Source organism: Phyllobacterium sp. 628 (assembly GCF_014189505.1).
Classification (GTDB): Bacteria; Pseudomonadota; Alphaproteobacteria; order Rhizobiales; family Rhizobiaceae; genus Phyllobacterium.
Map to the genome: position 1 here is coordinate 3,620,345 of NZ_CP050301.1, position 23,922 is coordinate 3,644,266.

Sequence of the window (23,922 nt, forward strand, 5' to 3'; positions counted from 1 at the left end):
TCGTCGATTTCAGTCGGCATTTGGCAAACGGCGCATTGTGAATTCTATGATGTCGCCGGGGCGCTCGTACCAGCTCTCAATCTCCGTCCAGTAGGCGGCTTTCGGATATTGCTCGAACCATTCCTTCGCCTTTTCGCGCGCCGCCAGACGTGGCAGACGGAAACTCTCGCGAATGAAAGCGCCGCGCTGCTTGGTAGCGCCCTCGCGGCTTTCCTTCAGCTGCTTGCGCAAGCCGTCGAGCGGCGGCTTGGGAAAGTGTGCTCTGGGTACTTTGGAGACCATCTTGTATCCTCCCTGAACCCTACACCTTGGAGACTAGAGCAAAATGAGCCCTGAAAACGAGTCTTTTTTTGGGATAGAGGAAACACCTCTTTGCTTTGGCGTGGCCCTGATGTGATAAAGTGCCAAGCAAGAAGGATTCGTTGATATGGACCGCCCTGATATTCCCGCCATCCTGCCTGAAGCGCTTGAAGAGAAGAAGACAGCCGCGACCGCATGGTTTGCCGAGCTGCGTGACAAGATTTGCGCCAGTCTTGAGAAGATCGAGGATGATCTGGATGGGCCATTGTCCGACCGTGCTCCCGGCCGTTTCGTGCAAACACCGTGGCAGCGCGAGGAAGGTAAGGGCGGCGGCGGTACCATGTCGATCATGCATGGCCGCGTCTTCGAAAAGGTCGGCGTCCACATCTCCACCGTTCACGGCGAGTTTTCACCGGAATTTCGCAAGCAAATTCCCGGTGCCGAGGAAGACCCCCGCTTCTGGGCTTCCGGCATTTCCCTGATTGCCCATCCGCAGAACCCATATGTGCCAGCCGTGCACATGAACACCCGTATGGTGGTGACAACGCGGCAGTGGTTTGGCGGCGGTGCCGATCTGACCCCGGTCCTCGACAGCAAGCGCACACAGGAAGATCCCGACACCGCAGCCTTCCACAAAGCATTGAAGTTTGTCTGTGACAAGCACTCGTCCGTGGCTGATCACGAGAAGTTCAAGAACTGGTGCGACGAATATTTCTATCTTCCACACCGCAAGGAGCCGCGCGGCACGGGAGGCATATTCTATGACTGGTTGCATTCCTCCGATGAGAATGGCGGCTGGGACGCGGATTTCGCCTTTACCCGCGACGTCGGCCGGGCGTTTTCGGTGGTCTATCCCTATCTCGTTCGCCAGAGCTTTAATCAGGACTGGGGCGCGGAACAGCGACAGGAACAGCTGGTCCGGCGCGGGCGCTATGTCGAATTCAATCTGCTCTACGATCGCGGCACGATCTTCGGCCTCAAGACCGGCGGCAATGTCGACTCGATCCTGTCTTCCATGCCACCCACCGTCAAATGGCCGTGATTTGATCGTTTAACGGATCAATCCTGCGCTTCATGCGTTATGGTGAAGCTGATACGGCGATCTGACGCCATATCTCGATGGAGTTCGTCTTCGTGCCGGGCTCACAACAGGGAGAAAAGGCCATGAAAGAACTTCATTGCATCGTTCCCGGTTGCCAGTGGCACACCCGTCACGACACCGAAGCTGAAATCATCCGCCGGGCCACTGAGCATCTTCGCGAAACCCATGGCGAAACTGCTATACGCGAGCCGATGCTCGAGACGATCCGGGCCAATATCCAGCCCGAGAAGACCAAGGCGGCTTAAGCCTTAGGCGTAAGCTCAGGAATACGGGCAAGCAGCGCATCCCGGTCAAGGATAAAACCTGAGTCAATCCAGGCGTCCTCGAGTGCGCGCTGCAATTTGCCCACCTCAGGACCCTTTTCCAAACCGGCAGCGACAAGATAGCCGCCGGTAACGGGGAACTTGGGCTTTTCATAGTGCTCGGCAAATTCCAGTAGCTTGGAGAGATGGCCAGCGCGCATCATTGCAGCGTTGTCATTCAGCGCTTCCGTCCGCGCTGACACCAGCGCGAGACTCAGACGATCAATCATCCCCTGACGGTCACTGCGATAGAGTTTCTTGGCAAATCCCGCTTCAGAAATTTCAGGGCTGGGCATAATTGTTGCCGACCACGCTTCCAGGCGCTCACGCTCGTGATTGGAGAGTTTCAATCGCGCAGCCATGTCGCTGATCCGCTCGGCATGTGGCGGGATCACACTTTCAAGGCGCAGGAGAGGATCGGCATTCCAGCCCAGCTCCTTCTCGGTTTTGACAAGTCCGTGAATCGTATCGATACCCCACTTTTCGCTTTCGGGCAGAATAGCCGTCAGCACACCAGCCTGCCGCATCCACAGAAGTGCCCGCGATGGATCCGGCGCCGCCAGCATTTTCTTCAGTTCAGCCCAAACGCGTTCGGATGACAGTTGCGCCAAACCATCTTTCAGCCGCGCGCAGGCTTTCAATCCTTCGCTTTCCGGACGGCCGTGCCCGTACCAGGCAAAAAAGCGAAAGAATCGTAGAATGCGCAGATAGTCTTCGCGAATGCGATGTTCCGCATCACCGATGAAACGCAAGGTGCGGCTTTCTATATCGGCAAGACCACCGACAAGATCGACGATTGTGCCATCAGCCTCGACATAAAGCGCATTGATGGTGAAATCGCGCCGTTCCGCATCCACCTGCCAGTCGCGCCCGAAAGCCACGGATGCATGGCGGCCATCAGTCTCCATATCGGCCCGCAGCGTGGTCACTTCGAAGGGCCGTTTATCTGCAACAACCGTTACGGTACCATGGCTGATCCCCGTTGGGATGGTCTTGAAGCCGGCTGCCTGCGCCCGCCGCACGGTTTCATCAGGCACGCAGGTCGTGGCAATGTCGAGATCAGAAACTTCTTGCCCCAATAGCGTATTGCGCACGGCACCGCCGACAATGCGCGCACCCTCGCCATCTACGGAAAGAGCAGCAAGCAACTTCTGCAAAAGCGGTTCCTGCAGCCACGGAGCCTTATCGGCAATGGAAATGGTCGTGCTCAAGAATAGAGCCTTTCATACAATGTGCGAATGATCCCGGCTGTGACGCCCCAGATGAAGCGTTCGCCAAACGGCATCGTGTAATAGAAACGTTCCTTGTCCAGCCAGACCCGGCTTTCGCGCCGGTGGTTGGCAGGATTCATCAAAAAGGACAATGGCACTTCGAACACATCAGCCACTTCGTCCGGATTCGGCGTCAGGCTGAATGGCGGGTGCACAAGGCCGAGCACCGGCGTGATGGAATAACCCGTCGTGGTCAAATAACGCGGCAAACGTCCGATCAGTTCGACATGCCGCCCCTCCAGACCGATCTCTTCATGTGCTTCGCGAAGTGCTGCCTTCTCCGGCTCGAAATCGTCCTCCGGATCAATCGCCCCACCGGGAAAGGCCACCTGCCCCGAATGTTTGCGCATATTGGCATTGCGCAAGGTCAGGATCACTCCCGCTTCATCGCCGCGATCGACAATCGGCACCAGCACAGCCGCGTCACGCAGTTGGGTTGCCGCAATCAACGCATCAAGGTCAGGGTTGAGCAGATGGTCGCCGTGATCCACACCCAGCGTGTCACTGCCCTTCAGCGCAACGCGCCGCGCAAAAGCCCGGGCGGAAAAGCCCTCCTCAGCCGGGATTGACTGGCTCATAGGCTCTGCTCTTTCAACTCGCCCGAATGCATGATCGGAAAAATCTCTCCCTTGGAGCGCACCGCAAACATGGATTTGCCATCAATCTCGACATCCTCGCCGTAACTTACCAGTTCATACATGACCGGACGGGCCAGCAAAGCTTCCAGCCGCCCGCGCACCAGCAGATAAGGTTTCAGACCGCCATTCCTGGAATCGATGACGAAACGCAGCGGATTGTCAGCACCTGCCTCGACAATATCGCCAACATTCGTGCGAAACGTCATGACCTGTTCATCACCCTCGCCCGAGACATTGAGCTCGACTGCAAGAAAATGCGCATCTTCAACACGTATTCCAACGCGCTCGACCGGCGTAACCAGATAGGTCTTGCCGTCGGTATCCTTGCGCAGCACTGTGGAGAAGAGACGCACCAGCGGCTGGCGGCCGATCGGTGTACCCATATAGAACCACGTACCGTCCGCCTTGATCTCCATATCGAGATCGCCGCAGAAATCCGGGTTCCATTTTTCCACCGGCGGCAAGCCCTTGCCTTGCGCAGCCGCGCGCGAGATCAGGGCTTCAAGTCCCGCCGCGTCGCGCAATGTGCCTTCTGACTGTGCCATTTTCTGACCTTTTTGTTCATTCGTCACGAAATAGTCACCGTTAAACCGCTTGTCAGCATGTCATAGTGATTTAGACTCATTTAGTAATGAATCTGAGCATAAACCAGCTCCGCAGGCCAGAGACGAGGTAAACCATGACGATTATCAAAACCGGGGAACCATCCGATCCCAAGGCAATGGTCGCCGAGGCTGAAAAGGCACTGGCCGATATTTCCAGAGTACGCGCCGCAATCGGCACTGTCATCTTTGGCCAGGAAGCCGTTATCGAGCGCACGCTGGTCGCCCTTTTGGCTGGTGGCCACGCGCTGCTCGTGGGCGTGCCGGGCCTGGCCAAAACCAAGCTGGTGGAAACACTCGGCACCGTGCTCGGTCTCGACGAACGCCGTGTGCAGTTCACGCCAGATCTGATGCCCTCCGACATTATCGGTTCGGAAGTGATGGATCAGGATGATCACGGCAAACGCTCTTTCCGCTACATCAAAGGTCCGATCTTCGCGCAGCTGCTGATGGCCGATGAAATCAACCGCGCCTCGCCGCGCACCCAGTCCGCCCTGCTGCAATCCATGCAGGAATATCATGTCACGGTCGCAGGCGAGCGGCATGACCTGCCATCGCCGTTCCACGTTCTGGCAACGCAGAACCCGCTAGAGCAGGAAGGCACCTATCCGCTGCCTGAAGCACAGCTCGACCGCTTTTTGATGCAGATCGACATTCTTTACCCGGAACTCGATGCGGAGCGCCGCATTCTGCTCGAAACCACCGGCACATCGGAGGTGCGGGCGGCAAAGACCATCGATGCGGAACGGCTGCGCGAGATGCAGCAATTGATCCGCCGCATCCCTGTCGCGGAGGGCGTCGTTGACGCCATCCTCAAGCTGGTCCGCTCGGCCCGCCCCGGGGCAGACAATGAGATCGCGCAAAAGTTTATTGCGTGGGGCCCCGGTCCCCGCGCCAGTCAGGCCCTGATGCTTTGCGCCCGTGCCCGCGCGCTCTATGACGGCCGCCTCGCGCCTTCGGTTGACGATGTCAGAGCGCTGGCTGAGCCTGTCCTGCAACATCGCATGGCATTGACCTTTGCCGCCCGCGCCGATGGCATGAATGTGCGCGAGGTCATCGCCAACCTCACCAAGGCCGCTATCTAATGGCAGCAATCGGCGCGCTGGCTCAAAAGACTGCAACGACCGACGCACTGGCGCGCGCGCGCCAGCGCGCCGCCTTGTTGCCGGATCTTCTGGTCGAGGCTCGCCGCATCGCCAACACAACCAATACCGGTTGGCATGGTCGCCGCAAAAGCGGCGTCGGTGAAACGTTCTGGCAGTTTCGGCCCTATACTGATGGCGAAGCGGTGTCGCGCATCGACTGGCGCCGTTCGGCCCGCGACGACCGGATTTATATCCGCGACCAGGAATGGGAAGCTGCCCATACGGTCTGGTTGTGGGCGGATCCTTCAGCTTCCATGCTCTACAAATCCGATATCGCCCAGGTATCGAAGGAATCGCGGGCGCTTGTCGTCGTTTTGGCGCTGGCCGAGTTGCTGTCGCGCAGCGGCGAACGGATAGCCTTCCCCGATGTGACGGAACCAACGTCGGCCGCCAATGGCGCAGAGCGGCTGGCAACAGCGCTGTCTCATGCGGTCGACCTGCCGAAACAGCCAGATTTTGGCAAGGTACGACGCTTCTCTGATGTGGTGCTGGTCAGTGACTTCCTCGAACCAGTCAATGACACGCTTGCGCTTCTGGAACAGATTGCCCAGCGCGGCGCCCGTGCCCATCTGGTCGAAATCTACGATCCGGCGGAAGAGGATTTCCCTTATAAAAGGCGCACGGAATTCGTTGATCCGGAATCAGGCGCGGTGCTGACCATTGGCCGCGCGCAGGATTATGCGGAAGAATACAGGCGCCTGTTCTTCGCCCGCCGCGAAACGCTCAGAGCCTATTGCCGCCGCATCGGTTGGAGTTACACGACAAACCGTACCGACAGGCTCGCTTCCGAAGCGCTGGTCTCGGTTCATCTTAACATGACGGCTGATCAAGGAACGCGTCTATGAATGCGCTTCCCCTCGCCCTCGGCGCGCCAGCCATCCTCTTGGGCCTGCTGGCGCTGCCTGTTATCTGGTGGCTCCTGCGGGCAACACCGCCGCGTCCGATCCGCGAAATCTTTCCTCCCTTGAAAATTCTGGCACAAATCTTCAGGAAAGAGGAAACGCCGGATAGAAGCCCCTGGTGGCTGACATTGTTACGGCTTGTGCTTGCTGCGCTTGTTATTCTTGCGCTGGCCGAACCAATTTGGAATCCGCGCCCCGAAACATTGACAGGCAAAGAACCTGTCGCAATCGTGCTCGACAATGGCTGGTCGTCCAATGAGGAATGGCAGGCCCGCAAGGAAACGGCAGAGCGGCTGATTGCGGACGCAAGCGCTTCCGGAGCCCTGATCTACATTCTTGGCACCGCTGAAAAACTGAATGCCGATGTCGGCCCCTTCGATGCGACGACAGCGCTCGAACGGCTGCGCGCCCTGAATGTCCGCCCGATCCCGGTGGATCGCGCTGCGGCTTTTGACCGGTTGAAAACTGTTCTGTCCGGTGTATCGGGTGTGCGCCTTGCCTATCTTAACGATGGTGTCGATACGCCGGGAGCAACCGAGGCGGTGAAAGCGGTCGAAGGCAGCGGTCTTGCCTCTGTAATCTGGTATCAGCCGTCAATTGCATCGCTTGCAGCAATCCGGCAGGTGGAAAACAATGCCAACGGACTGACGGTTCATGCGGTGCGATCCAACGACAACCGGTCTTCGGGCGGCATTACCATCGGAGCCTATGATGAAAAGGGCCGCCGCATTGCTGAAACCGGTCTGGTTTTTCGTGCCAATGAAGCGACTGGCGAAGCTGTGATCACCGCACCCTATGAATTGCGCAACGATTTTCACACCCTGCGCATCGATAAGGCGCCGCATGCAGGTGCAACATTTCTTGTAGACGATAACAACAAGCGCCGCCGTGTCGCCTTGCTCTCGGGTTCAGAAGCTGACTTGTCGCAGCCGCTGCTTTCGCCGCTCTATTACATTTCCCGCGCGCTTGAGCCTTTTGCTGACCTGCTGCGCCCGCACAATGCCGAACTGACCAAAGCTGTTCCCGAGCTTCTCGAACAAAAGCCTTCGGTTGTGATCATGGCCGACATTGGCAAGCTGCCCGCAGAAACCGAGCAGACGCTGGTCGATTGGGTGGCCAAGGGCGGCACGCTGATCCGGTTTGCCGGACCTCGTCTTGCCGGAAACAGCGAACAGGACCCGCTTTTGCCGGTGATCCTACGCAAGGGCGAGCGCTCACTCGGTGGCGCTCTGTCTTGGAAGGAATCACAACCCGTCGCCGCCTTCCCTGATAACGGTCCCTTCGCCGGACTTCCAACGCCGCAGGACGTCACGGTAACGCGCCAGGTATTGGCCGAGCCTGCGGTCGATCTTTTCGAGAAAAGCTGGGCCAATCTTGCGGACGGCACGCCGCTGGTGACAGGTGAAACGCGCGGACGCGGGCAGATTGTGCTGTTTCACGTCACCCCCGAAGCCACATGGTCGAACCTGCCGATCAGCGGCAGTTTTGTGGATATGCTGCACCGTATCCTGACATTGTCGCGCAGTTCAGTGCCATCCACCCCGGAAAGCGGTGCGGGCGTGGCACGGGCTCTTCCGCCCTATCTCACTTTGAATGCAGAAGGGGCGCTGATCCCGCCCGGCGGCGATGCCAAGCCCCTGATCCTGAAACCCGGTGAAACCGGCAAGGTCAGCTTCGATAATCCGCCCGGTTTTTACGGCGTCGAGGATGCCATGAATGCCCTCAATCTTTTCAAACCGGATAGCGAAATAAAGCCTTTGATCCGCCCTGACCTCAACATTCCGGTAATCAACGCGCGTTACGCGGTGGATGAATCCGTGCCGCTGCGCGGGCCGCTGTTTGGCATCGCCGCCCTGCTTCTGGCACTCGATGCGCTTGCCATTCTCTGGCTTGGCGGACATCTGCGCCGCCGTTTCAAAGGGGCAGTGGCTGCTTCGCTGGCGATTTTGCTGATCCCGGCCGTTCTGGCCTTTGCCCCCTCGCCGGTTCATGCCCAGCAGAACGACAGCAAACCCGGAGATCAGGCTATACTTCAAGCTGTCGATACCACACACCTTGCCTATGTGATCACCGGCGACCGTTCTGTTGACGATATCAGCAAAGCAGGCCTTTCCGGGTTGTCCAAGGCGATTGCCGACAGCACTGCGCTGGAACCCGGCGAGCCGACAGGTGTCAATCCAGAAGTGGATGAGCTGGCATTTTACCCTCTGATCTACTGGCCAATCGATGCCTCAGCCAAGATGCCAACACCCGCAGCGATAGCCAAGATCGATGCCTATATGCAGCAGGGCGGCACCGTCCTCTTCGACACGCGTGATCAGGATGCAGCCGCCATCAGCTTCGACAATAGCTCGACACCAGCCAATGCAAGGCTGCGGGATATTCTTTCCGGGTTGAACATCCCCGCGCTTGAGCCGGTGCCCAACGATCACGTCCTGACCAAGGCGTTTTATATCCTGCAGGATTTTCCCGGCCGTTTTCGCGGCAGTCCGCTTTGGGTGCAGGCATCGCAAGCGCCTGAAGTTAAGTCTGCTGACAGTCCCCGTCCCGTGCGGGTTGGCGATGGCGTGACGCCGATCATGATCACCGGAAATGATCTGGCTGGCGCGTGGGCGGTCAATGCCAGCGGCGGCCCATTGCTACCGACAATCCCCAATGATCCGGACCAACGGGTTCTTGCCTATCGCGCGGGTGTCAATATTGTCATGTACATGCTGACCGGCAATTACAAATCCGATCAGGTGCATGTGCCTGAACTTTTGAAGCGGCTGGCGAACTGACATGTATCTTTCCCTCGACTTCCAGCCCCTGCTCTCGCTGCCGCTTTTGGCCCTACTGCTCTTGCCACTTACGGCACTGGCACTGGCGGGCATCTATCTGCGCCAGCGTGGCGGCATTATCCGCCTGCTTGCGGTCGCCGCCCTTGCCATGGCCTTGTTCAATCCCGTTGTGATCAATGAAGAACGCGAACCACTGACAAGCGTTGTCGCGGTGGTTGCCGACCGCAGCCAGAGTCAGGACATCGGCAACCGCACTGCTGATACGACTGAAGCACTCAAACAGGTTCAGGCGGCGCTGGCACGCCTGCCGCAGTTCGAAGTTCGTACTGTCGAGACCAACCGCGCCGATGCCAATGATGACGCGACGGCAACGCGGCTGTTTCAGGCTGTAAACGGAGCGTTCCGTGATGTGCCGCCGTCGCGCATTGGCGGGGCCATCATGATCACGGACGGTCAGATCCACGACATTCCCAATAACGTTGCCGGTCTCGGCTTCAATGCCCCGGTGCATGGCCTGATCACCGGCGTACCGGGTGAAATCGACCGCCGTATCCAGTTTGTCCGCGCACCGCGTTTCGGTATCACCGGCAAGCCGCAGCAGATGACTTACAAGGTCACTGGCGCAGGCGAGCCGCAGGGCGGCCGGGCTCGCGTAAGCGTTCGCGTCAACGGCAATGAGGTCACTGTGCAGGACGCCATCATCGGCGAGGAAATGCCGCTCGATGTGACCTTGCCGCGCGCAGGCGTCAATATTGTCGAGCTTGCTGTCGACCCGATCCCCAATGAGTTGACCGAGATTAACAACCGGGCTGTCGCTATGGTCGATGGTATCAGGGAAAATCTGCGCGTTCTGCTCGTTTCTGGCGAGCCGCACAATGGCGAGCGTACGTGGCGCAATCTGCTCAAATCCGACGCATCGGTCGATCTCGTGCATTTCACCATTTTGCGTCCGCCGGAAAAACAGGACAGCACACCGATCAACGAACTGTCGCTCATCGCCTTTCCGACGCGCGAGCTGTTCGTCGATAAGATCGACCAGTTCGATCTCATTATTTTCGATCGCTACCAGCACCGCGATGTGCTGCCGCTGCTCTATTACGATTACATCAACGATTACGTGCAAAAGGGCGGTGCGCTGCTGATCGCCGCCGGGCCTGAATATGCGGGTACTGTGTCTATCGCCAACACGCCCCTTTTGACGGTTCTGCCCGCCACGCCGACGGGCGAGATTACCGAACAGGCTTTCTATCCGCGACTGAGCGATGACGGCAAACGCCATCCGGTAACACGGGGTCTGGAAGGAAGCGGGACAGAGCCGCCACAATGGAGCCGCTGGTTTCGCGTGATCGATGTCAACAAGCCGGAAGGCTCTGTCGTCATGAATGCAGGCGACAAACCTCTCCTGGTGCTCAACCGTATCGGCGAAGGCCGTGTCGGCATGTTCCTTTCCGATCAGGGCTGGCTGTGGGCGCGCGGCTTTGAAGGCGGCGGTCCGCATGCGGCGCTGTACCGCCGCATCGCCCATTGGCTGATGAAGGAACCGGAACTCGAAGAAGAAGCACTGACCGCCTCCGGCAGCGGCCGCAATCTTGAAATCCGCCGTCAGACGATGAAGAAGACTGCAGCTGCTGCAAACGTCATCACACCATCGGGCAAGAAACAGAGTATTCCCCTGACCGAAACCGAACCGGGCGTATTCTCGGCTTCGGTTCCGACAACAGAAATCGGGCTGTTTCAGGTGGCAAACGGTGATCTGACCACGCTCGCCCATGTCGGGCCGGTCGATGCGCCGGAATTCGCCGATTACGTTTCCACCACAGCCAAGCTTGAACCATTGGCCCGGCAGACCGGCGGCGGGACTCGCCGCCTGCGGGAAACGGCAGCACAAGCATCGATCGAAATGCCCAACATCGTCGCCTCACGCGGCTTTGCCAGCGCAAGCGGCGACAATTGGATCGGGCTTCGCCCCACCAACGAAACGGTTCTGAAAAGCGTCAATCGTCTGCCGCTGTTCTCGGGCTTCCTTGGTCTTGCCGCAATGATCCTGGTTCTCGGCAGCATGTGGTATCGCGAAGGCCGGTAGGCTCTATAAACTCAATACCCAATGAGCGGAAACTAGAGGCCGCCACCGCTTGCATGGCGCACGCGGCCCTGTACACCCTTCAGTGCATGCGGCGTGAGTTCGCAAGCGAGAAACCGCGACGGCTCAACCGGTGCAGGCATTTGGATCTGGTGCCCGGCAATCGGCCGGAAACCAAAGGGTGCATAATAGGGTTCGTCGCCGACAAGGATAACCAGCCGGTGACCGGCAAGACGAGCCGCTTCCATGCACTTGCGCATAAGAGCCGCGCCGATACCCTGCTTCTTCCACCCCGGACGCACCGCCAGAGGGCCCAGCAACATTGCCGGCGTTGCGCCGATCAAAATCGGTGTCAGCCTTACCGACCCCACAATATGTGCGCCATTCAGGGCAACAAAGGAGAGATTACGGTCATGCGGTCCGCCTTCGCGAATCCGATAAGCAGCGCGGGTAAAACGGCCGGGACCGAAAGCTTCTTTGTTGATTTCTTCAATGGCAACGTCATGCACCGGCTCTTCCGGCGTATAGGCAACGACATGGGACAGCATGCTGGGTATCTTCATAAAGGAGTAGACAATGGCCTTTGGCCAACACAGGAATATCCGCCGCGCTTTGCGAGCGCCGGTACTGGTTTCATCGTCGGATGAACAGGAATCCTGTCACTAAATGTCTCCTTTTTTTCCGCGTAGCATCAAAGTTGGGCGGCGTAAACCGAATTTGCGCTGTCCCAAGCAAAAAGTGACGCTCTGTTCACCCCACAGATACTGGTTTGAACATCATTTGTGCCTAGCTATGGGTTATTGGTAGAACATGAGAATGATCGCCTGCGCACTTTGTGGCAGGCCAAGGAGTATGAGATGGGTCTTCTGATTGACGGCAAGTGGCACGACCAGTGGTATGACACCAAGGACAGTGGCGGACGCTTCATTCGTTCGGAATCACAATTTCGCAATTGGGTCACGGCAGACGGTTCAGCTGGACCGTCGGGCAAAGGCGGCTTCAAGGCTGAAGCTGGCCGTTATCACCTCTATGTTTCCTATGCCTGCCCATGGGCACACCGCACGCTGATTTTCCGGGCGCTGAAAAAGTTGCAGGACGTTATCTCGGTTTCTGTCGTCGATCATTTCATGGGCGACGAGGGCTGGACCTTCAACGCCGTTGACGGGGCGACACCAGATCATCTCTTCGGCTCGAAGAGTCTATACGAAGTTTATACCCGCGCTGACCCGGCCTATTCCGGCCGCGTGACTGTGCCGGTGCTTTGGGATAAGCAGCAGAACACGATTGTTTCGAACGAGTCAGCCGAGATCATTCGCATGCTGAACACGGCATTCGACGCTTTTGGCGATGCCTCGTTGGATTTTTACCCGGAAGCGCTGCGTTCCGAAATCGATGCGGTCAATGCACTGGTCTATCCCAATATCAACAATGGCGTATATCGCGCGGGCTTTGCCACGTCTCAGGAAGCTTATGAGGAGGCTTTTGGCCAGTTATTCGCCACGCTCGACACATTGGAAGAGCGTCTTGGCCAACAGCGCTATCTCGCCGGAAGCCAGATAACGGAAGCTGACTGGCGGCTGTTCACTACACTCTTACGTTTCGATCCGGTCTATGTCGGCCATTTCAAATGCAACCAGCGCCGCATTGCCGATTATCCGAACCTGTCCAACTATACACGTGAACTCTATCAGGTGCCGGGTGTGGCCAAGACCGTGAACATGCTGCATATCAAGGCACATTATTACGGCAGCCACAAAACCATCAATCCGACGGGTATCATTCCCAAAGGCCCGGAACTGGATTTTGCCGCGCCACACAACCGGGACAGGCTCTAATTACCAGTTCAGCGGCACATCGGCTCCGCCGAGAATTTCGGCAAGCCTTTGCCGGGTGGCCGATGTCGTGCCCTCCGGCAGGGCATCGAGTTTAAAAAACCCGGCCTCGGCAATCTCGCGGTCCGGCAGACGGGGCGCCGTCTGACGGAATGACCGGCAGATATAGAGCGCAACGTGATCGCGTCTGGATGCATGGGCATTGTGATAGATGGCAAAAAGCTCCGGTCGTCCGGTCAGCTCGATATTGCCTTCCTCCATGAGTTCCTTCGCAAGCGTATGTTCGATCGTATGTCCGGTTTCCACGCCGCCACCCGGAAACTGCCAGCCGGGCACATAGGTGTGCCGGATCAGGAACACCGATTGCGTCGCCTCATCGAGCACAACACCACGCGCACCCAGCGTCATGGGCCTGCGAAAAAGGAAATAGGTGTGAAACAGGCGATGGCGCCATTTCACGCGTTTGTCAGTCATAATCCCTGCCCAAAAATGGAACCTTGCGGTGATGCGACGGTTCTAACACTGGATTCCTACGCTATACTCTCTTAAAGCTGAAATAATGTTCCGCCTCGCTCACATCTCCGATATCCACCTGTCGCCCTTGCCTGCACTGACGTTGCGCGAGCTGATTTCCAAGCGCATTACCGGTTACATCAACTGGCGCTCCAACCGTAAAGGCGTGATGACCGGCGGCACCCTCGATACGCTGGTTGCGGACTTGAAAGCCCAAACACCTGATCATCTGGCTGTCACAGGCGACCTCGTCAACCTCGCCCTTGATGAAGAACTGGAAACTGCGCAGCGCTGGTTGAAGACGTTCGGCAACCCCGCCGATGTTTCGGTTGTTCCCGGCAATCATGACGCTTACGTGCCAGGCGCATTGAAGAAAACCCGGCGTTTCTGGGCGCCATGGATGCTTGGCGACCGCGAAGTGGCAGAACATCGTCCCGTGGAATTTCCCTATCTCCGGGTACGCGGCGATGTAGCCCTCATCGGCGTATCATCCGCACGCGCGACTGCGCCGTTCATGGCAACCGGTGATCTGCGCGACCGCCAGGCCCGCAAGCTGGGTGAGATCCTTGATGATACGGGCAAGCGCGGGCTCTTCCGCGTGATCATGATCCACCACCCGCCGGTGCGCGGTGCTGCGCCATCTTACAAGCGCCTGCTTGGTATTGGTCTCTTCCAGCGAACCGTGCGCGAGCACGGTGCCGAACTCGTCCTGCACGGACATACGCATCTGGCCACACGCTATGAGATTGACGGGCCGGACTGGAAAGTTCCCGTCGTCTGTGTCCCGTCCGCGAGCCAAAGTTTTGGCGACCATAAACCGGCGGCACGTTTCAACATCTTTACAATTCAAAAGACCAATTCCGGCTGGTCGTGCCATATGACTGAGCGCGGCATCGTTGACACAGCGATGACCATCGAGACCATTGGCGAGCGCGAACTGAATGTCGGCGCGGTTTCCGCCCTCGCCTGATATTTTAGAAGTAAGGCGATAGCCTGTCCCAGAAAAAGGCCAGCAAAGCGCCCGCTCCAGCCAATGCGCCGATCAGAATCCAGATCACCGCATTGACGAAATCGGTCATAATCGACAGGTGCTGACGGACCTGCACAACAGGAGCAACAACCGGTGCGCTCACGGGCTCGGATTGTTCGAGCGGGGCCGCATCAGAAGCGTCACTGCGCAAGCTGATACGCTCACCTTCCGTCAAACGCTGACGCTCGACAATACGCTCGGCGATATAAGTGGTGACGGCATCGGACACCGTTTTGACATCGCTCGATTCGGCCATGATCACCCGGCCAAGTCTCGTATCGCGGACAAAGCGATAGGTGCGCCGGTCACGTCCCATCATCACGTGCGAGGTCGCGTCAATCCACAGACGCGGCTGTGATCCTCTGGAGATCGCAAAATCCCACTGTTCGTCATCCGCAGGAACTTCATCAAAGACCGGCTTCAAATCGTCAGCCAGAATTTCGATACGGGCGAGATCCGCTTCCTTCATGTCGATGACAACGTCCCCGCGATCCGCAGCAGCAATCTGCGCACCGCGAATGGCCTCGGGCAGCCTGCGCTTGTCATCCAAAGGACTGATCTTGTCTCGCATTTCACTCATCGACGTTTCCAGCAAGCATGGTTAAGGCATCATTAACAATATGCCTGAGCCATTGCACCACAAACTTGTCGGAATTCAGCCTGTGCGCACAGTTGCGAGAATGAGCCGGATTACCTCGTCGGGAATCTCCTCCACAAGCATATGACCAGCGCCATCAAAACGATGGATAGTGAAGTGCGATGGCAGACCCTCAGACTGATAGACAGGCAGAACATTATCCAACCGCCCCCACGCGACAGCCACGGGCATGGTGAACCCAGCAAGCAAATCTTTCGGGATCGTACCTTGCAATCCGTTTTTGGTCATACGAGCAAGGATGGCGTCCAACCGTTCGATCTGTCCGCTTTTCCGGCGTAGCGCCAAATCGCGTTCAATCATCTCGTTTGGAACAGGATTGCGCCAGCCGAACATGCCTTCCAGCGCGACACGCAGAGCATCCTGATCACGCGCCGATGCATAGCGTTGCAACAACCGCCCGTTGATGTCAGGGCCGAAACCGCCGGGCGCCAGCAGTGTCAATGACGCCACCTTCTCCGGCGCAATGGCGGCAACCAGCGCTGCCGTGGCACCGCCCATGGAATGGCCAACCAGATGCGACTTTGGCAGATCACGCTGGGTCAGCTCGTCGACAACGGCCTGCGCAAAGTGCCGCGCCGTCACCGCATCGGGATAATCAAGCGAACCGGCGTGACCGGGAAGATCGAAGGCAATGGTTGGATATTCCCCGGAAATCGCCTTCTGAACATAGTCCCAGCCTGACGCTGTCCCGCCAAACCCATGCAGAAAGACGACAGGCGTGCCCTGTGCTTCTCCGATCTCGATTGCGCCCAGCCGGTGCATTGGTTCCTCCAAAGAAAAAGGCCGCTCAAAGCGGCCTTTATGTGCATGAGGCTATTTGCCGATGATACGGTTCGCCGCCGAGACAATCCCCTCAAGTGAGGCAGCAACGATGCTCTTGTTGATACCAGCACCGAAAATCTTGCCATTCGGATGCTCGATTTCCATGTAGCTGATAGCCGCCGCGTCGGAGCCATGCTGGAGCGAATGTTCCGAATAATTGGCAACCGAAAGCCTGAAGCCGAGATAATGCGAGAGGGCATCGATAAAGCCATCGACCGGGCCGGTTCCCCTGCCCTCGATCCGCTTGGTTTCACCACGATCCGTGATCTCTGCGGAGAGAACGCGCATCCCCTTGTGCTCGGTGTCCGGATAGGTGTGGTGATCAACGAATTTCAGCCGTGCGTCGGGCTGATCCACATAGAGTTCGAGGAATCGCTGATAAATCTGCTTGGAGGGCATTTCCTTGCCTTCCTCATCGGTAATCTGCTGGATGTCGTCACGGAACTCCACCTGCATGCCGCGCGGCAGGTTGATGCCATAATCAGCCTGCAGGATATAGGCCAGCCCACCCTTGCCTGATTGGGAATTGATGCGGATGATGGCCTCGTAGCTACGACCGACATCCTGCGGATCAATCGGCAAGTAAGGTACTTCCCACAGTTCCTTATTGGCCTGTTTGATCGCCTTCATGCCCTTGTTGATCGCATCCTGATGCGAACCGGAGAACGCAGTATAAACCAACTCGCCGACATAGGGGTGGCGTTCCGGGATAACCAGCTGATTGGAATATTCATAGACTTCCTTCATCCGGTTGATATCGGAACAATCGATCTCAGGATCCACACCCTGGGTGAACATGTTCAATGCCAGCGTCACGATATCGACATTGCCGGTGCGTTCGCCATTGCCGAACAAGGTGCCTTCAACCCGGTCAGCACCGGCCATCAAGCCCAGTTCGGTTGCAGCAATCCCTGTTCCGCGATCATTGTGCGGATGCAGGGAAATGATCAGGTTTTCACGGTTGTCGAGCTGACTGCACATCCATTCGATACGATCAGCGTATATGTTCGGTGTGGACATTTCGACCGTCGAAGGCAGATTGATGATCAGCTTATTTTCCGGCGTGGGCTTGATGATTTCCGTGACCGCATTGCAAATCTCGAGCGCAACTTCAAGTTCGGTGCCGGTAAAGCTCTCAGGCGAATACTGGAATCGGAAACCACCTCCAGCCTTGGCAGCCATGTCCGTAATCATCTTGGCGGCATCGGTGGCTATGGACTTGATACCGCCGACGTCCTTATTGAACACCACACGGCGCTGCAATTCACTGGTCGAATTATAGAAATGGACGATCGGTTTGTTCGCGCCCTGCAGCGATTCAAAGGTGCGGGTGATCAATTCCGGACGGCACTGCACCAGCACCTGCAAGGAGACGTCATCAGGTACATTTCCTTCCTCAATACACCAGCGGGCAAAATCAAAATCCGTCTGTGATGCCGAGGGAAAGCCGATTTCAATTTCCTTGAAACCCATGTCGAGCAACAGCGCAAACATGCGCACCTTGCGGTCATGACCCATCGGATCGATCAAGGCTTGATTGCCGTCGCGCAAATCGACAGAACACCAGATCGGTGCTTTTTCAATGCGCTTGGACGGCCATTGGCGGTCCTTCAGGTCAACAATTGGATAGGGTTCGTACTTCTTGCGGGCATCGGGCATACCCACATATCGGGGAGCGGTCATATCGGTCATCTGCTTCTCGTTTCCGGCCGCCTGCGCATCTCGGGCACACGTGCAGCACTTTTCTCAAGCGTTGGAATGGTCTTGTAAAGGGGTAAGGAGCAAATAGCCTGGCGGCACTTTCGACCGCCGGACGCTCCTCTCAACGAGCCCGGCGATCGCCGATAAGGTCGAGAAGTAGCGGAAGGAGATAGGCGCGGCTGCTCAAACCTGCAAAAGCAGATTTGGCAAAAGACGGATATGTCTGGCGCGTTTTCATGGCCAGACAATTAAACGACTGTCTGGCGGGATGCAAGGGGCCGGTTGGTTAGTTTTTCTTCGCTTGAGCAGTAGCGCCAGAAAGCCATTCGCTGACAACCTTTACATCGTCGCTGCCCAACCCATGATCCGATTTGATCGACCGGGCTTCAACACGGGCACCGTGAGACCGCAACAAGGTTTCCAAGGCCGGTGCAAAGGGCGCATAGGTCTGGTCTGAAGCACCGGAAACGGTCAAAACACGGGCTCCAGCCAGATTTGCACCGGTATCCTCGGTAAGCACCGGCATGGAGCGAAGCAGCACCGCCTGTTTGACCATATCCGGATAGAGCATCATCACCGCCCCGACCAGATTCGCGCCGTTGGAATAGCCCAGATAAGTCGTGCGGTTGAGATCGATCTTATACTTCTCGGTTGCCTGCTTCAGAAATCCGGCAAAAGCTTTTGCCTCAGAGTGAATGTCCTTCTGGTCGAAACTCACCGGTGTCAGACGCTTATACCAGCGGCTCGTGCCATCCTGAACCACCCGCCCGCGCACGGCGACAAGCAAGGCGTTCGGCGCAATCTTGGTGGCAAGGGAAACAAGGCTTGTTTCATCCTGACCCGATCCATGCAGGAGAACCATCGTATCGCCATTGGGATCTTCCGGGCGGTAAATCCGGTACTTGAACGCGAGGTCATCACGCAATGTGCTTTCGCCTTGCGGGAGAATATCGCCTTTGACTGCCTTTTTCAAAATGCCTGCACTGCCTGTTGCAACAATGTTGATGGCCTTGACCTTTTCAGGTGCGGCCATTGCGGCCTGCGGTGTCTGCACGCAGGCACCGCTGCCATTTTTACCGACATTGGAAAGTGGATCAACTGCACCGGTCAAAATCTGGGCCTTCGTCATGACGGGTTTGTCACAATCAGCCGTAACGCTAGCGCTGGCAGGGTATGCCGAGGCGAGGGAAAGGCCTGCAATCAGTGCATAAAGATACGGTTTACCCATAAGTTAATCCTGACAGTTAAAGGTTAACTAACTTTGTAAACAGCCGCGGTCATCCGCTCGGCGCTGCCATGCGTTTCCGGCGCTCGATTCTCAAAGGAATTGATGCTTGCCGCCAAATCGTTTGTCCCCAGACGTACGCCCCCGGCGTTGCATCATTGATGGAGAATAGCATTGCTGGACGCACATGTCGTCCCGCGGACCTGCTATGTCAATATAATTGTAACGAAATCATGACGAAGCGAAACATTCCGTGACAAATGTTGCCGCGATGCACTCATTTTGGAGGTTTAGCCTCCAATACAGACATCAAGTCCAGAGATGAGAGACTGGCACAGCAAACATGTTCGAGCCGAATGGAACGACTTTATCACCATCATAGGTAAGTATGCCTGCGATGAAACGGCTCTTGGTGACCTCTGCGAGTTTACGCATTCCACGGAAATCATCTGATACCACAGTTGCAGATGCCTTCACTTCAATTCCAACGATTCCACCTCTATTATCTTCAAGAACAAAATCCACTTCATCTTGGGTACGGGTTGTCGTTCGGAAATGGTTTATCGATATCCCTCGCCCCTGCAGCCATCCAATCTGTTTAACAAGTTCGCTGAAAACAAAGCTCTCCAGCAAGTGACCAAATACAGTTCGGTCAGACTTGATTCCTTCGAGCGACACGCCGAGCACGGCGGCCAGAAGTCCACTATCGAGAAAGTGAAGTTTCGGCGACTTGGTCAGCCGTGATATCAGATTGTTGTGCCATGGCTCGACTGCGTGGGTAATATACAGCGCTGAAAAAATATCGAGATAGCGCTGGACGGTTTTGCGATCCATTGCCAGCGCAGCTCCGATTTCGCTGAAGTTGATGAGCTTTGCCGAATAGTTTACAAAGAGGCGGATCAACCGTGGCATATCACCGATGCGCCCAATGTCCGCGATATCACGCACATCCCGCTGGATGATTGCATTTATATAATCGAGATACCATTTGGTGCGCCGGTTCGGTGTTGAGCGCCCGATTGCTTCGGGATAACCACCAGCCAAGACGACCTCGATTAATTCATTGGCTGTAGCAGATGCTCCGTTGCCCGGAGCTATCCTACCCTGAAAGGCGAGATCAAGAAAAGTAGGCTTGCGTCCAACTATTTCGCCCCGCGCCAGTGGCATGAGAGTGATCACCTCCATGCGTCCCGCCAAGGAATCGGCGACAGTAGGCAGCGTCATGATGTTGGCTGAGCCAGTCAGCAAGAAGCGTCCCGGGCGCTTATCCTCATCAACACTTTCCTTAATAGCAAGCAACAAACCCGGAGCTCGTTGAATCTCATCGATGGTCGCAAGGTCAAGACCACGCACGAAACCTTTCGGGTCGGATTTGGCAGCGTCGAGGGTCGTTTCATCGTCCAGCGTAAAATAGCTGCGTGACGAATTTGATGCAGCCCTTGCGAGAGTCGATTTTCCTGCCTGACGCGGTCCAGCGATAAGCACGACTCGGCTGTCACTCAGTGCAACTTCTACGTCCTGCGCAGAAAATCTCGGATACATTTTCTAACCGTTTGAGTTACCAGCAAACCCAACTTACGTCACAAAACGGGATTTAACAAGTTACAAAACGGGATTTACAATGACACATAGTGGGCATCTAAGAGATACAAGGCGGGATCAAAAGACCCAACCCACCTAACGGACGGACTCGCAACGTCGACCGATCACGTCTCATTCAAGCAAAAGGAACAGCGGCAGTGCCAATCGGCAGTTTGGCTTCTTCCTCAGGCTCGACATGGATGACGATGCTGGAGTCGGGAATCTGCTCCATCAGGGCATTTTCCATGCGGTCGCATATGACGTGCGCATCGCCCACGCTCATGCTGGCATGCACGACCAGATGAAACTCTATGAAGGTTACGCGCCCGGCAATACGCGTTTTGAGGTCATGCACTTCAAGCGCTCCGCCGGCATTGGCCGAGATAATATCGCGGATGCGCATTGTTTCTTCGGTCGGCACGCCAACATCCATCAGTCCCTGCACGGACGAGCCTATGACGTTCCAGCCCTGCCAGAGAATGTTGAGGGCAACAATAACGGCCAGCAGCGGATCGAGGAACGTCCAGCCGGTGATAACCGCACCAACGAGACCGATGAACACGCCGATGGACGTGACCACATCCGTCATGATGTGCTTGCCATCCGCCAGCAGAGCCGGTGATTTGTATTTGCGTGCACTGCTGATAAGCAGCGATGCCCACAGTGCGTTGACGACCGAAGCGCCGCCATTGATGGCAAGACCCAGCCATGGCTGGTCCATGACTTTCGGCGCTTGCCAGGAGAACCAGACTTCACGCAGGATCAGAAGCGCCGCAACAACGATCAGCACGCCCTCAAGCACGGCCGAGAAATACTCCGCCTTGTGATGCCCGAAGGGGTGATTCTGATCGGCAGGTTTGTGACTGACACGAATAGCCCACCAGGCGGCGAGCGCAGCAACCACATTGACAATGGATTCCAGCGCGTCCGAATAGAGCGCGACAGAGCCCGTCACGTAGTAAGCGGCATATTTCAGTGCCAGCACACCAATGCCGATGAAAATCGACCAGAATGCCAGACGTTGAACGACGGTTTCACCTTGTATCAAGCCGCTCGCTCCTTGGCCTTGCGCGGCAGATGCGCCACCACATTCTCGATCATGCGCATACCGGCATTGTGTCCGAGCGTCATAATCGATTCCGGATGGAATTGCACGGCAGCGATCGGTTCACTCTTGTGCTCGAAAGCCATGATGACGCCATCCTCGGTTTCCGCCGTCACGATGAATTCATCCGGCAGGCGGACAGGATCAGCGAAAATCGAATGATAACGCCCGACCGTCACTTCCTTTGGCAATCCGGAGAATATCTTGCCCTGCTTTGTAATACGGATACGTGACGGTTTGCCGTGCATCGGCACATGCAGTTGCCGAAGCGAGCCACCATAGGCCTCCGTCAAGGCCTGCAGGCCAAGGCAAACACCGAAGATCGGCAGTTCCCGCTTGCGCGCTTTCTTGATGGTGGCCTTGCAATCAAAGTCTTCCGGAGTACCAGGTCCGGGCGAAAGCACGACCAGGTCCGGTTTCAGACGATCAAACACTTCATCCGCCACAGGCGTGCGAACTGTGGTCACAGTCGCACCGGTCTGGCGGAAATAGTTGGCCAGCGTGTGCACAAACGAATCTTCATGATCAACAAGAAGAATCGACAGACCTTCACCGACGCGCGCCACAGCCCGCTCTTCCGGCAGGATATTGCTTTTATGCGCATCGCGCACCGCCGCAATCATCGCAGAAGCCTTGAGTTCGGTTTCCGCTTCTTCCTCTTCCGGTATTGAATCATAGAGCAGCGTCGCGCCGGCACGAACCTGGGCAATACCATCCTTGATACGGATGGTGCGCAGGGTCAGGCCCGTATTCATATCACCGTTGAAATTGACCATGCCAATGGCACCGCCATACCAGGCACGCGGGCTGCGTTCGTTTTCTTCGATAAAACGCATAGCCCAGAGTTTTGGTGCGCCCGTCACGGTCACGGCCCACGCATGCGACAGGAAGCCATCAAAAGCATCCATATCTTCCCGGAGGCGGCCTTCAATATGATCCACCGTGTGGATGAGGCGCGAATACATTTCGATCTGGCGACGGCCGATCACCCGGACAGAACCCGGCTCGCACACACGGCTCTTGTCGTTGCGGTCAACATCCGAGCACATGGTCAACTCGGACTCATCCTTCTTGGAATTGAGCAGCTTGATGATCTGCTCTGAGTCGGCAATCGCGTCCTCACCGCGCTTGATCGTACCCGAAATCGGGCATGTCTCGATACGGCGGCCAACCACGCGAACGAACATCTCCGGCGAAGCACCAACGAGATATTCGTTGTCGCCAAGATTGATGTAAAACGAATAAGGCGACGGGTTGATGGCCTTCAAGCGGCGCGAAATCACCGACGGTTTGGTTTCGCAACGCTCGTAAAAAGTCTGTCCGGGTACGACTTCGAAAAGATCACCGCGTTTGAAGCTATCCTTGGCCTTCTTCACCAGTTCCGCATAATCGCCGGGATTGTGATCGCCGCGGCCGGGAATCTTGTCCGTTGGCTTGAACGCCTTGGCTTCGGTATCGCGCGACAGACCATCTGTGGATGCGCCTTCGAATTCGTATTCGTAACGGTCCAGCCATGCCTTGGCGGCATGGTGGTCCACAACAAGAATTTCATCCGGCAAATAGAGCACGATGTCGCGCTGATCATCCGGCCGCTTCAGCTTGTACTGGATCGGATCGAACTGGAATGCAAGATCATAGCCGAACGCACCATACAGACCGAGATTGGCGTCTTCTTCGCTGAAGAACAGAGCAACAATACCGCGCAAGACCGTGAAAACCGAAGGAACACGGGAGCGCTCTTCTTCTGTGAACGGACGGCTCGGCAAGGCAATTTCGAGGTCAAGCTTCGTTACACCAACGGCCGTGACAGACACTTCAGCAAGCGCAGCAACCGCTTTGTGGATCGGGCGTAACAGAATTTCGCCGCGCTTGTTCAGCGCCTCGATGGTCATGTGACGGCCATTGGAGGTGATGACAACGGGTGGATCGATGATGGCGGTATCCCAGCGCGTATAGCGGCCCGGATACTCGTAGTTCGACGAGAAGACCGCGCCCCGGCGTTCATCCAGCCCATCCACATAACTGTCGATAGCGCTGGCATAGGCCGTTGCAACGCGTGACCGGGAAATCGTGACACCACCTGCCGTGTCAAACATTTCCACATCGCCCTCAATTCTATGCATCATCATTTCCACTCCGTTGCATTTGGCTTTGCGGGCTTACTGACGGTCAAACAAAAAGGCCGCCCGGAAAACCCGTTGCGGCCCTGATCCCTTTACGTGCGTGCAAAAGGCTGCGTGGCCGCTATCAGCGAGCCCACCACCAGCCATTTGAAATAATAACGCGCGTGTTCATGGCGGTGATTGTTAGCGTTACGCGGCGACGCTTGCAAC

At 56.7% G+C, this 23,922-nt stretch carries 21 protein-coding genes; 8 read left to right on the forward strand and 13 right to left on the reverse strand.

Features of this window, described 5'->3' with window-relative positions; translation table 11 throughout:
- Positions 1-9: 9 nt before the first annotated feature.
- Positions 10-282, reverse strand: a complete 273-nt coding sequence (locus tag HB779_RS19415) for a hypothetical protein (RefSeq protein WP_188343867.1) — start codon at positions 280-282, stop codon at positions 10-12.
- Between the two features lie 145 nt (positions 283-427).
- On the opposite strand from HB779_RS19415, the gene hemF reads away from it, so the two are divergent.
- Positions 428-1,342 (forward strand): oxygen-dependent coproporphyrinogen oxidase, encoded by a 915-nt coding sequence (hemF, locus tag HB779_RS19420; protein WP_188343868.1) that lies wholly within the window; start codon positions 428-430, stop codon positions 1,340-1,342.
- A 122-nt stretch (positions 1,343-1,464) separates the two neighbouring features.
- The gene (locus HB779_RS19425; RefSeq protein ID WP_188343869.1) at positions 1,465-1,647 is read left to right on the forward strand and encodes a DUF1059 domain-containing protein; all 183 of its coding nucleotides are present in this window, start codon (positions 1,465-1,467) and stop codon (positions 1,645-1,647) included.
- On the opposite strand, the gene HB779_RS19430 is transcribed toward HB779_RS19425, so the two are convergent.
- The 3 genes from HB779_RS19430 to HB779_RS19440 are packed head-to-tail and all read right to left on the reverse strand — an operon-like array spanning position 1,644 to position 4,158.
- Complete coding sequence (locus HB779_RS19430) at positions 1,644-2,915, reverse strand: CCA tRNA nucleotidyltransferase (protein WP_188343870.1); 1,272 nt, start codon at positions 2,913-2,915, stop codon at positions 1,644-1,646. The genes HB779_RS19425 and HB779_RS19430 overlap by 4 nt on opposite strands.
- Positions 2,912-3,553: a CoA pyrophosphatase gene (locus HB779_RS19435; protein ID WP_188343871.1), complete on the reverse strand. Its 642-nt coding sequence runs from the start codon at positions 3,551-3,553 to the stop codon at positions 2,912-2,914. Before HB779_RS19435 ends, HB779_RS19430 begins: the two co-directional genes overlap by 4 nt.
- Positions 3,550-4,158: a DUF1285 domain-containing protein gene (locus HB779_RS19440; RefSeq protein WP_188343872.1), complete on the reverse strand. Its 609-nt coding sequence runs from the start codon at positions 4,156-4,158 to the stop codon at positions 3,550-3,552. Before HB779_RS19440 ends, HB779_RS19435 begins: the two co-directional genes overlap by 4 nt.
- A 134-nt stretch (positions 4,159-4,292) precedes the next feature.
- Between HB779_RS19440 and HB779_RS19445 the strand changes: the two genes are divergently transcribed.
- The 4 genes from HB779_RS19445 to HB779_RS19460 are packed head-to-tail and all read left to right on the forward strand — an operon-like array spanning position 4,293 to position 11,125.
- Positions 4,293-5,300: a MoxR family ATPase gene (locus HB779_RS19445; protein WP_188343873.1), complete on the forward strand. Its 1,008-nt coding sequence runs from the start codon at positions 4,293-4,295 to the stop codon at positions 5,298-5,300.
- Positions 5,300-6,205, forward strand: coding sequence for a DUF58 domain-containing protein (locus HB779_RS19450; RefSeq protein WP_188343874.1), 906 nt, complete (start codon positions 5,300-5,302; stop codon positions 6,203-6,205). The genes HB779_RS19445 and HB779_RS19450 overlap by 1 nt, the downstream gene beginning before the upstream one ends.
- The gene (locus tag HB779_RS19455; RefSeq protein ID WP_188343875.1) at positions 6,202-9,042 is read left to right on the forward strand and encodes a DUF4159 domain-containing protein; all 2,841 of its coding nucleotides are present in this window, start codon (positions 6,202-6,204) and stop codon (positions 9,040-9,042) included. Before HB779_RS19450 ends, HB779_RS19455 begins: the two co-directional genes overlap by 4 nt.
- Position 9,043: 1 nt before the next feature.
- The gene (locus HB779_RS19460) at positions 9,044-11,125 is read left to right on the forward strand and encodes a hypothetical protein (protein WP_188343876.1); all 2,082 of its coding nucleotides are present in this window, start codon (positions 9,044-9,046) and stop codon (positions 11,123-11,125) included.
- Positions 11,126-11,157: 32 nt separating this feature from the next.
- On the opposite strand, the gene HB779_RS19465 is transcribed toward HB779_RS19460, so the two are convergent.
- The gene (locus HB779_RS19465) at positions 11,158-11,670 is read right to left on the reverse strand and encodes a GNAT family N-acetyltransferase (protein WP_188343877.1); all 513 of its coding nucleotides are present in this window, start codon (positions 11,668-11,670) and stop codon (positions 11,158-11,160) included.
- A 309-nt stretch (positions 11,671-11,979) separates the two neighbouring features.
- On the opposite strand from HB779_RS19465, the gene HB779_RS19470 reads away from it, so the two are divergent.
- Positions 11,980-12,957, forward strand: a complete 978-nt coding sequence (locus tag HB779_RS19470) for a glutathione S-transferase family protein (RefSeq protein WP_188343878.1) — start codon at positions 11,980-11,982, stop codon at positions 12,955-12,957.
- On the opposite strand, the gene HB779_RS19475 is transcribed toward HB779_RS19470, so the two are convergent.
- Positions 12,958-13,413 carry an NUDIX domain-containing protein gene (locus HB779_RS19475; protein ID WP_188346015.1) on the reverse strand — a complete coding sequence of 152 codons (456 nt, stop codon included), beginning with the start codon at positions 13,411-13,413 and terminating at the stop codon, positions 12,958-12,960. It lies immediately after the preceding gene.
- A 100-nt stretch (positions 13,414-13,513) separates the two neighbouring features.
- Here HB779_RS19475 and HB779_RS19480 point away from each other — a divergent pair, with 100 nt between their 5' ends.
- On the forward strand, positions 13,514-14,437 hold the full coding sequence (locus tag HB779_RS19480; protein ID WP_188343879.1) for a metallophosphoesterase: 924 nt from the start codon (positions 13,514-13,516) through the stop codon (positions 14,435-14,437).
- A 4-nt stretch (positions 14,438-14,441) separates the two neighbouring features.
- Here the strand turns inward: HB779_RS19480 and HB779_RS19485 are convergent, their stop codons facing one another.
- The 7 genes from HB779_RS19485 to HB779_RS19515 form a co-directional block, all read right to left on the reverse strand.
- Positions 14,442-15,077 (reverse strand): hypothetical protein, encoded by a 636-nt coding sequence (locus HB779_RS19485; protein WP_188343880.1) that lies wholly within the window; start codon positions 15,075-15,077, stop codon positions 14,442-14,444.
- Positions 15,078-15,152: 75 nt separating this feature from the next.
- Positions 15,153-15,917, reverse strand: coding sequence for an alpha/beta fold hydrolase (locus HB779_RS19490; protein ID WP_188343881.1), 765 nt, complete (start codon positions 15,915-15,917; stop codon positions 15,153-15,155).
- Positions 15,918-15,968: 51 nt separating this feature from the next.
- Positions 15,969-17,669, reverse strand: coding sequence for a 2-isopropylmalate synthase (gene leuA, locus HB779_RS19495; protein ID WP_188343882.1), 1,701 nt, complete (start codon positions 17,667-17,669; stop codon positions 15,969-15,971).
- Positions 17,670-17,964: 295 nt separating this feature from the next.
- Complete coding sequence (locus HB779_RS19500; RefSeq protein WP_244642426.1) at positions 17,965-18,906, reverse strand: alpha/beta hydrolase; 942 nt, start codon at positions 18,904-18,906, stop codon at positions 17,965-17,967.
- A gap of 306 nt (positions 18,907-19,212) precedes the next feature.
- Positions 19,213-20,445 (reverse strand): ATP-binding protein, encoded by a 1,233-nt coding sequence (locus tag HB779_RS19505; protein ID WP_188343883.1) that lies wholly within the window; start codon positions 20,443-20,445, stop codon positions 19,213-19,215.
- A gap of 175 nt (positions 20,446-20,620) precedes the next feature.
- Positions 20,621-21,529 (reverse strand): cation diffusion facilitator family transporter, encoded by a 909-nt coding sequence (locus tag HB779_RS19510; RefSeq protein ID WP_188346017.1) that lies wholly within the window; start codon positions 21,527-21,529, stop codon positions 20,621-20,623.
- A complete protein-coding gene (locus tag HB779_RS19515) occupies positions 21,529-23,712 on the reverse strand; it encodes an anthranilate synthase (protein WP_188346018.1) in 2,184 nt (727 codons plus the stop codon). The genes HB779_RS19510 and HB779_RS19515 overlap by 1 nt, the downstream gene beginning before the upstream one ends.
- Between the last annotated feature and the right edge of the window lie 210 nt (positions 23,713-23,922).

Bases quoted from the DNA above. Each gene is read 5' to 3' on its own strand.
- HB779_RS19450 (WP_188343874.1), top strand. From the start codon at position 5,300: ATGGCAGCAATCGGCGCGCTGGCTCAAAAGACTGCAACGACCGACGCA.
- leuA (WP_188343882.1), bottom strand. From the start codon at position 17,669: ATGACCGATATGACCGCTCCCCGATATGTGGGTATGCCCGATGCCCGC.
- hemF (WP_188343868.1), top strand. From the start codon at position 428: ATGGACCGCCCTGATATTCCCGCCATCCTGCCTGAAGCGCTTGAAGAG.
- HB779_RS19435 (WP_188343871.1), bottom strand. From the start codon at position 3,553: ATGAGCCAGTCAATCCCGGCTGAGGAGGGCTTTTCCGCCCGGGCTTTT.
- HB779_RS19440 (WP_188343872.1), bottom strand. From the start codon at position 4,158: ATGGCACAGTCAGAAGGCACATTGCGCGACGCGGCGGGACTTGAAGCC.
- HB779_RS19465 (WP_188343877.1), bottom strand. From the start codon at position 11,670: ATGCTGTCCCATGTCGTTGCCTATACGCCGGAAGAGCCGGTGCATGAC.
- HB779_RS19470 (WP_188343878.1), top strand. From the start codon at position 11,980: ATGGGTCTTCTGATTGACGGCAAGTGGCACGACCAGTGGTATGACACC.
- HB779_RS19425 (WP_188343869.1), top strand. From the start codon at position 1,465: ATGAAAGAACTTCATTGCATCGTTCCCGGTTGCCAGTGGCACACCCGT.
- HB779_RS19445 (WP_188343873.1), top strand. From the start codon at position 4,293: ATGACGATTATCAAAACCGGGGAACCATCCGATCCCAAGGCAATGGTC.
- HB779_RS19500 (WP_244642426.1), bottom strand. From the start codon at position 18,906: ATGGGTAAACCGTATCTTTATGCACTGATTGCAGGCCTTTCCCTCGCC.
- HB779_RS19460 (WP_188343876.1), top strand. From the start codon at position 9,044: ATGTATCTTTCCCTCGACTTCCAGCCCCTGCTCTCGCTGCCGCTTTTG.
- HB779_RS19515 (WP_188346018.1), bottom strand. From the start codon at position 23,712: ATGCATAGAATTGAGGGCGATGTGGAAATGTTTGACACGGCAGGTGGT.
- HB779_RS19505 (WP_188343883.1), bottom strand. From the start codon at position 20,445: ATGTATCCGAGATTTTCTGCGCAGGACGTAGAAGTTGCACTGAGTGAC.
- HB779_RS19485 (WP_188343880.1), bottom strand. From the start codon at position 15,077: ATGAGTGAAATGCGAGACAAGATCAGTCCTTTGGATGACAAGCGCAGG.
- HB779_RS19415 (WP_188343867.1), bottom strand. From the start codon at position 282: ATGGTCTCCAAAGTACCCAGAGCACACTTTCCCAAGCCGCCGCTCGAC.
- HB779_RS19455 (WP_188343875.1), top strand. From the start codon at position 6,202: ATGAATGCGCTTCCCCTCGCCCTCGGCGCGCCAGCCATCCTCTTGGGC.
- HB779_RS19490 (WP_188343881.1), bottom strand. From the start codon at position 15,917: ATGCACCGGCTGGGCGCAATCGAGATCGGAGAAGCACAGGGCACGCCT.
- HB779_RS19480 (WP_188343879.1), top strand. From the start codon at position 13,514: ATGTTCCGCCTCGCTCACATCTCCGATATCCACCTGTCGCCCTTGCCT.